This is a genomic window from Amycolatopsis sp. SID8362 (assembly GCF_010550475.1).
Lineage (GTDB): Bacteria > Actinomycetota > Actinomycetes > Mycobacteriales > Pseudonocardiaceae > Amycolatopsis > Amycolatopsis eburnea.
The window spans coordinates 1-7,866 of record NZ_JAAGNB010001424.1; the positions used below are offsets into that span (position 1 = coordinate 1).

The window sequence follows — 7,866 nt, forward strand, 5'->3', positions numbered from 1 at the left end:
CGAGCTGGCCGCGCGGGGCTACCGCGCGCGGCTGGCGTTCGAGCTCGAATGGGTGATCACCGCGGCGGACGCGCCGGACGACCCGCGCTCGGCCACCGCGGGCCCGGCCTACGGCTACGCGCGGCTTTCCGCGCAGGCGCCCTACTTGCGCGCGCTGGTGGCCACGTTGTCCGCGCAAGGCGTTGCGGTGGAACAGATCCACCCCGAGTACGCGGCCGGCCAGTTCGAGCTGTCGGTGGCGGCGGACGACCCGGTGCGCGCGGCCGACATCGCGGTGCTGACGCGCGAGACGATCCGGACGGTCAGCGAGCGGCACGGGCTGCGGGCGTCGTTCACGCCGAAGTTCGAGCCGGGCGGCGTCGGCAACGGCGGCCACGTCCACCTGAGCATCTGGGACGGCGACCGCAACCTGTGCTCCGGCGGCGACGGTCCCTTCGGGCTGACGCCGGCTGCGGAGGCGTTCGGCGCGGGCATCTTCTCCCGGCTGCCGGCCCTGCTGGCGATCGGCGCGCCCTCGGTGGTGAGCTACCTGCGGCTGGAGCCGCACCACTGGGCGGGCGTGTTCAGCGCGTGGGGCCTGGAAAACCGCGAGGCACCGCTGCGGCTGGTGCAGGGCCCGGCCGGGCAGCGCGACCGGACGGCGAACTTCGAGGTCAAGTGCTTCGACCTGACGGCGAACCCGTACCTGGTCGTGGCGGCGCTGCTGTTCGCGGGTCTGGCGGGCGTGTCCGCGTCGGCCTCGCTGCCGGCCCCGGTGGACGTCGACCCGGGAACGCTCCCGTCGGCGGCCCGGCTGCCGACGTCGCTGGCGGACGCGGTGGCGGCGTTCGAAGCGGATCCGGAGCTGACCGCGGCGTTCGGCCCGGAGCTGGCGACGACCCTGATGGACGTGCGCCGCGGCGAGATCGCGCGGCTGGGTTCGCTGCCGCCGGACGAGCTGTGCGCCGTGGTGCGGTACCTACATTGAGGCTCTGACCTCGTCGCGCAGCTGCGGGAGCTTGGCGTAGAGGCGGTCGCCGGGGCATTCGGTGTTGTAGAAGTCGCGGTGGCCCTTGATCTCGTCGGGCGAAATACCGTACTGGCGGCAGATGTAGGCGCAGAAGACAACGAGCGACGCCCACTGCGCCTCCGGCGGCTCGACGCTGGTGTAGGTGCCTTCGTTTTCGATGCCGATGGCGTTGGTGTTCTGCCCCGGGCAGTGCGCGCCCTGGATCATGGTGGTCCGCCCGCGCAGCGCGTCGAGGCTCCCGTGCCGCCCCTCGAGCCGGTACCCGCCCCGGCTGACGGTGAAGTGCTGGCCGGTGTCGGACCAGCCGTTGTTGTCCATGTGGTCGTGCTGGTCGTCCCGGGCGACCTGGAAGGCGTGGGCGAGCGAGTAGTCGGTGCTGTTCGCGCTGGCGACGTGGTGGATGAGGATGCGGTTCGCGGGGTGGTCGAGGGTGGTGAGGGCATCGGCCGGGGGCCGCGCGCCCCACTCGGCACAGCTGTAGATCCGGGGAGCGGTCTGCGCTTCCGCCGACTTGGCGAGCAGGAGCCCGGTTGCTCCCGCGACGGCGACGCCGGCCGCGCCGCGGAGGAAGGTGCGGCGTGGGAGGGGGCGTAAGTCGAAGTCCATGCCGCGGAGCTTGATCGAGCCGCGTACAGCTTTCGTACAAAGCGGGTCAGAGGCGAAGGGTGGCCTCGAAGGGGCGGGTGAGGTGGAGCTCGCCGTTGTCACTCTTGGCGATGGGTTCGTAGTCGCCGCTGTGGAGTTCGAAGAGGGTGGCGGAGTCCGGCTCGACCAGGAGGTAGAACGGGATCAGGGCCTCGGCGTAGACAGCCCGCTTGAGAATCCTGTCCTGCACCTTGGTCGATGGCGAGACGATCTCCGCTGCCAACAGGACATCGCTCGCCGCGAAGGCGAGGGTGTCAGCCCCGGGACGGTTGAGGATCACCAGGTCCGGGACCACCAGCCGCTGGCCTTCGAGGCGTACGTTCACGCCCGGCAGCAACTCCGTACCGTCCGGCAGTGCGGGCATCAAGGCGCGTTGGAGCTTCCCGAGAAGCCGCTGGTGCTCCAGCCCCGGCCACGGGCTCACGAGAAGTACCCCGTCAACGAGTTCGGTCCGCTGAAGCAGGGTTTGTTCCTCGGGCAGGGCGAGAACGTCGTCGACTGTCCAACCGTCCGGTCGTGGCGGCCTCAAGAACGCGTTGTGGATCATCACACGAGTATGCGGACCGCCACCGACAGTTCTGGATCAGGTGAGGGCGTCACGCCGGTGCGACAGCCAGCTCCTCCGCCCCGCTGTACAGCCGGATCTTGAACTGGATGTGGTCCTGGTGCTCCTGCAGCCGCGAGATCTGCGCCGCCACCCGACGCTCGTGGTCGCGCAACACCTCCACACGCTCCTCCCGAGTCGCCTCACCGGACCGGAGCAGCGACACGAACCGCAGCATCTCCGCCACCGGCATGCCCGTGTACCGCAGGCACCTGAGCAGCTGCAGGAACTCCACGTCCTGGTCGGTGAACACCCGCCTGCCGCCGGCTGTGCGGCCGACGTGGTGGAGCAGGCCGATGCGCTCGTAGTACCGCAGGGTGTCGATGGTGAAGCCGGTCTTTTCGGTCACCTGGGCCGGGGTGTAGGACGTCACGGTGCCAGCCTGACACCTGGAGCGCACTCCAGGTCAAGCGGTGGCGACCGCCCGGCGCACGCCGTCGGCCAGCTCCGCGGACAGCGCACGCACGCCGGAAGGGCCTTCGGCCGCCGCCGTGACCAGGGCCGAGCCCACGATCACCGCGTCCGCGAACGACGCCACCTCGGCCGCCTGGTCGCCCGAGCGGACGCCCAGGCCCACGCCGATCGGCAGGGTCGTGTGCGCTCGCGTGCGACGGACCAGCTCCTCCGCGCCCGCGCCGACCTGGTCGCGCGCGCCCGTCACGCCCATCACCGCGGTCGCGTAGATGAAGCCCGACGACGCCGCCGCCGTCAACGCGAGCCGCTCTTCGGACGACGAAGGCGCCACCAAGAACGTGCGGTCTAGGCCGTGGGCCGAAGAAGCTTCCAGCCACGAAGCAGCTTCGTCCGGGATCAGGTCCGGCGTGATCAGGCCGAGCCCGCCCGCCGCGGCGAGGTCGCGGGCGAAGCGGTCGACGCCGTAGCGGTTGACCGGGTTCCAGTACGTCATCACGACCGCGCGGCCGCCGCGCGAAGCCACCGACTCGACGACCTCGAACACGTGCTTGAGGCGGAAGCCGTTGTCCAGCGCGGTCACCGACGCGGCCTGGATGGTCGGGCCGTCCATCACCGGGTCCGAATACGGGACACCGACCTCGATCAGGTCCGCGCCGCCGTCGACGCACGCCGCGATCAGGTCCTTGGACCCGGAAACCGTGGGGAACCCGGCCGGCAGGTAGCCGACCAGCGCGCCGCGGCCCTCCGCGCGCGTCGTCGCGAAGAGGTCGTCCAGCCCGCTCACTCGCCCACCAACCCGAACCACTTCGCCGCCGTGTCCATGTCCTTGTCGCCGCGGCCCGAAAGGTTGACCACGATCAACCCGTCCGGGCCCAGCTCGCGGCCCAGCACCAGCGCGCCGGCCAGCGCGTGCGCCGACTCGATCGCCGGGATGATGCCCTCGGTGCGCGAGAGCAGCTTGAACGCGTCCATCGCCTCGGCGTCGGTGACCGGCCGGTACTCGGCGCGGCCGGTGTCCTTCAGCCACGCGTGCTCGGGGCCGACGCCCGGGTAGTCGAGCCCGGCCGAGATCGAGTGCGACTCGACCGTCTGGCCGTCCTCGTCCTGCAGCAGGTACGTCATCGCGCCGTGCAGGTTGCCGGGGGTGCCCTTGGTGAGCGTCGCCCCGTGGCGGTTGCCCTCGATGCCCTCGCCGCCCGGCTCCAGGCCGACCAGCCGTACGGACGGGTCGTCGTAGAAGCCGGAGAAGATGCCGATCGCGTTCGACCCGCCGCCGACGCACGCCGCGACGACGTCGGGCAGGCGCCCGGCCTGCTCCAGGATCTGCTCGCGGGCCTCGGTGCCGATGACGTGGTGGAAGTTGCGCACCATCGCCGGGAACGGCGCCGGCCCGGCGGCCGTGCCGAACAGGTAGTGCGTGGTGTCCGCGTTGGTCACCCAGTCGCGCAGCGCCTCGTTGATCGCGTCCTTCAGCGTCCGCGAACCGGTCTTGACCGGGATGACCTCGGCGCCCAGCAGCCGCATGCGGGCCACGTTCAGCGCCTGGCGCTCGGTGTCGACCTCGCCCATGTAGACGACGCAGTCGAGGTCGAGCAGCGCGCACGCGGTCGCCGTCGCGACGCCGTGCTGGCCCGCGCCGGTCTCGGCGATCACGCGCTTCTTGCCCATCCGCTTGGTGAGCAGCGCCTGGCCCAGCACGTTGTTGATCTTGTGGGAGCCGGTGTGGTTCAGGTCTTCGCGCTTGAGGAAGACCCGCGCGCCGCCGGCGTGCTCGCCGAAGCGCTTGGCCTCGGTGAGCAGCGACGGGCGGCCCGCGTAGTCCTTCAGCAGGCGGTTGAACTCGTTCAGGAAGTCCGGGTCGTGGCGGGCCTTGTCGTACTCGGTGGCGACCTCGTCGACGACGCCGATCAGCGCCTCCGGCATGAACCGCCCGCCGTACGGGCCGTAGTAGCCGCGCTCGTCCGGGTCGTGCTTGTCGTGCTTTTCCGTCACCGGGACGGCCTCGGGCAGGCGGGGTGCGATCCGGCGGTGACCAGCTTGACCAGGGAGCCCTTCGGGTCACCCGACGCGACGAGCCCTTCGCCGACCAGCACCGCGTCGGCGCCGTGCCCGGCGTAGGACATCAGGTCGCCCGGCCCGCGGACGCCCGACTCGGCGACCTTGTAGACGTCCATCGGCAGGCCGGGGGCCAGCCGCGAGAAGACGTCCCGGTCCACCTCGAGGGTGTGCAGGTTGCGCGCGTTGACGCCGATGACCTTGGCGCCCGCCTCGAGGGCCTTGTCGGCCTCCTCGGCGTTGTGGATCTCCACCAGCGCGGTCATGCCCAGCGACTCGACGCGGTCGAGCAGCGCGACGAGCGCGTTCTGCTCCAGCGCGGCGACGATCAGCAGCACCATGTCCGCGCCGTGCAGGCGGGCCTCGTGCACCTGGTACGGGCTGACGATGAAGTCCTTGCGCAGGATGGGGATGTCCACCGCGGCGCGGACCGCGTCGAGGTCGGCCAGCGACCCGCCGAAGCGGCGCTGCTCGGTCAGCACGCTGATCACCCGCGCGCCGCCGTCTTCGTAGTCCTTCGCCAGCGCGGCCGGGTCGGGGATGTCGGCCAGCTCGCCCTTGGAGGGGCTGCGCCGCTTCACCTCGGCGATCACGCCGATGCCGGACTCGCGCAGCGCGGACATCACGTCGCGGGGCGCCGGGGCGGCGGCCGCGCGGATCTTCAGCTCGTCGAACGGCAGCGCGGATTCCCGCACGGCGAGGTCTTCCCGCACGCCGGCGACGATGTCTTCGAGCACGCTCACCGGGCGCCCCCGCCCTGGCACGTGCTCACGGATTCACTCGCAAGGTCGCTCACAAAAACCTTCCCCTTCCCGCCGAAACGATGCTAACCCCCGCATCTGGAGCGCTCGGTTCCGGGTGCGTGCGTTACTCCGAATGCCTGCCGCGGACGTCGGTCGGGTCCTCCCCTTCCGACAGGGCTTCCCACAGCTCGGCGTCCGGATCGCGGGTCTTCTTCCGCGTGGCGGGAGCCGCGTACTTGGCGCCCAGCCGGGCCGCCTTGCCCGCGCCCTTGACGGCTGCCAACCCGCCCGCGGCGACGAGAATTCCCCCGAGCACGGCCAGCCCGCGCCCGATCAGCATCTGGGACACCGGGAGCCCGGCCGCGTAGCCGCCGAAGCGGACGCCGTCGATTCCGGTCCAGACCGCGGCGGCGCCGGCCAGCGCGAGCACGACGCCGAGGACGCGCCGCGCCCAGCCGCCGGTCGCGATGACGCCGGCCACCCCGGCCAGCGCGAGCAGGGCCAGCGGCACCAGCGCGGTCGCCTGCTGCTCGCCGGTCTCGCGGTAGAGGACCGTGCCGCGCACGCCGCCGTCGCGGAATTCGGCGAACCACGTCAGCCGTGACGCGCCCCACAGCGCGAGCGCGCCGAGCAGCAGCCCGGTCACGATCATCCACAGTGGACGTCGCGACGGCTTGGCGACCGGCTCAGACATGGGCGGAGTCCGCGGCCGGGTCGAGCGTGCCCGCCGCCACCATCGTCTGCGCGGCGGCGACCGCGGAGAGCACGGTCCTGGCCTTGTTCAGCGATTCGGTGTCCTCGTAGTCCGGTACCGAGTCGGCGACCACCCCGCCCCCGGCCTGGACGTGCGCGATGCCGTCCTTGACCAGCGCGGTGCGGATCGCGATCGCGGTGTCGGCGTCGCCGGCGAAGTCGAGGTAGCCGACGACCCCGCCGTAGAGCGCGCGGCGGACCGGCTCCAGCTCCTCGATCAGCTGCATGGCGCGGACCTTCGGCGCGCCGGACAGCGTCCCGGCCGGGAAGCACGCCGTGACCGCGTCGAAGGCCGTCTTGCCCTCGGCCAGCTCGCCGGTGACGGTGGACACGATGTGCATGACGTGGCTGTAGCGCTCGATCTGGAAGAAGTCGACGACGCGCACGGTGCCCGGCTTGCAGACCTTGCCGAGGTCGTTGCGGCCGAGGTCGACGAGCATCAGGTGCTCGGCACGCTCTTTCTCGTCGGCGAGGAGGTCCTTGGCCAGCTGGGCGTCCTCTTCCGGGTCGGCGCCGCGCCAGCGGGTGCCCGCGATGGGGTGCGTGGTCGCGCGGCCGTCCCGCACCGTGACGAGGGATTCCGGGCTGGAGCCGACGATGTCGAAGCCCTCCAGCCGCAGCAGGTACATGTACGGGCTCGGGTTGGACGTCCGGAGCACGCGGTAGATGTCGAGCGCGTCGGCGGCGGTCGGGATCTCGAACCGTTGCGACGGCACGATCTGGAACGCTTCGCCGGCCTTGATCGCCTCGACGGCCTTCTCGACCGCGGCGTGGAAGTCTTCCTTGGAGCGCTTCCGGACGAACTCCGGCGCGGGCCGATCGAACGCGGCGACGGTGGCGGGCGCGGGCACCTGCAGCTGCTCGGTCATCGCGCTCAGCCGGGCGACCGCGTCGTCGTAGGCCGCGTCCACGCGCTCGGGCGAGTCGTCCCAGTTGACGGCGTTCGCGATCAGCGTCACCGTGCCCTCGTGGTGGTCGAACGCCGCGAGGTCGGTGGCCAGGAGCATGGTCAGCTCGGGAATGTCGAGGTCGCGCTCGGCCAGCTCGGGCAGCCGTTCCAGCCAGCGCACGGAGTCGTAGCCGATGTAGCCGACCATGCCGCCGGTCAGCGGCGGCAATCCGGGCAGCGGCTCGGTGTGCAACGCTTCGATCGTTTCGCGCAGCACGGTGAGCGGGTTGCCTTCGCTGGGCAGGCCGACCGGCGGGGTGCCGGTCCAGACCGCTTCGCCGTCACGGACGGTCAGCGCGGCCGGGCTGCGCACGCCGATGAACGACCAGCGCGTCCAGGAGGCGCCGTTCTCGGCCGATTCGAAGAGGAACGTGCCCGGCCGGTCGGCGGCGAGCTTGCGGTACACCCCGATCGGCGTCTCGCCGTCGGCGAGGACCCGGCGCACGACCGGGATCACGCGGCGGCTCTCGGCGAGGGCGCGGAAGTCCTCGCGGGACGGGCTGACCGAGCCGGGACCGGTCGAACCGGCGGAAGCGCTGACCATGGGCTCATTGTGCCGCCCCGGGCAGATCCGGCGACGGCGGGGCCAAAATTCATTGAACGTTGAATTGTGCGGGGTCGTGCGTCATGATGGAGCCGTGAGCACGACCGACAACACCGACACTACTTCCCGCCGCCGCGGCCGGCGGCCCGC

General features: G+C 71.6%; 9 protein-coding genes. 1 reads left to right on the forward strand and 8 read right to left on the reverse strand.

Annotation, left to right across the window (positions count from 1 at the left end; genetic code table 11):
• On the forward strand, positions 1 to 967 hold a 967-nt coding region (locus G3I65_RS43930; protein WP_160701352.1), incomplete at its 5' end, for a glutamine synthetase.
• Here the strand turns inward: G3I65_RS43930 and G3I65_RS43935 are convergent.
• The 8 genes from G3I65_RS43935 to G3I65_RS43970 form a co-directional block, all read right to left on the reverse strand.
• Positions 959 to 1,615 (reverse strand): peptidoglycan recognition family protein, encoded by a 657-nt coding sequence (locus G3I65_RS43935; RefSeq protein ID WP_160701353.1) that lies wholly within the window; start codon positions 1,613 to 1,615, stop codon positions 959 to 961. The two genes, G3I65_RS43930 and G3I65_RS43935, sit on opposite strands and share 9 nt — an antisense overlap.
• Positions 1,616 to 1,661: 46 nt before the next feature.
• The gene (locus tag G3I65_RS43940; RefSeq protein ID WP_160701354.1) at positions 1,662 to 2,201 is read right to left on the reverse strand and encodes a Uma2 family endonuclease; all 540 of its coding nucleotides are present in this window, start codon (positions 2,199 to 2,201) and stop codon (positions 1,662 to 1,664) included.
• Between the two features lie 49 nt (positions 2,202 to 2,250).
• Entirely contained in the window at positions 2,251 to 2,631 is a 381-nt protein-coding gene (locus G3I65_RS43945) for a MerR family transcriptional regulator (protein WP_160701355.1), read from the reverse strand.
• A gap of 33 nt (positions 2,632 to 2,664) precedes the next feature.
• Positions 2,665 to 3,456 (reverse strand): tryptophan synthase subunit alpha, encoded by a 792-nt coding sequence (gene trpA, locus G3I65_RS43950; RefSeq protein WP_160701356.1) that lies wholly within the window; start codon positions 3,454 to 3,456, stop codon positions 2,665 to 2,667.
• On the reverse strand, positions 3,453 to 4,682 hold the full coding sequence (gene trpB / locus G3I65_RS43955) for a tryptophan synthase subunit beta (RefSeq protein ID WP_163046856.1): 1,230 nt from the start codon (positions 4,680 to 4,682) through the stop codon (positions 3,453 to 3,455). Before trpB ends, trpA begins: the two co-directional genes overlap by 4 nt.
• Positions 4,661 to 5,470: an indole-3-glycerol phosphate synthase TrpC gene (gene trpC, locus G3I65_RS43960; RefSeq protein WP_086856543.1), complete on the reverse strand. Its 810-nt coding sequence runs from the start codon at positions 5,468 to 5,470 to the stop codon at positions 4,661 to 4,663. Before trpC ends, trpB begins: the two co-directional genes overlap by 22 nt.
• Positions 5,471 to 5,594: 124 nt before the next feature.
• Positions 5,595 to 6,122, reverse strand: a complete 528-nt coding sequence (locus G3I65_RS43965; protein ID WP_160701359.1) for a Trp biosynthesis-associated membrane protein — start codon at positions 6,120 to 6,122, stop codon at positions 5,595 to 5,597.
• Positions 6,123 to 6,156: 34 nt separating this feature from the next.
• A complete protein-coding gene (locus tag G3I65_RS43970; protein ID WP_160701358.1) occupies positions 6,157 to 7,716 on the reverse strand; it encodes an anthranilate synthase component I in 1,560 nt (519 codons plus the stop codon).
• Between the last annotated feature and the right edge of the window lie 150 nt (positions 7,717 to 7,866).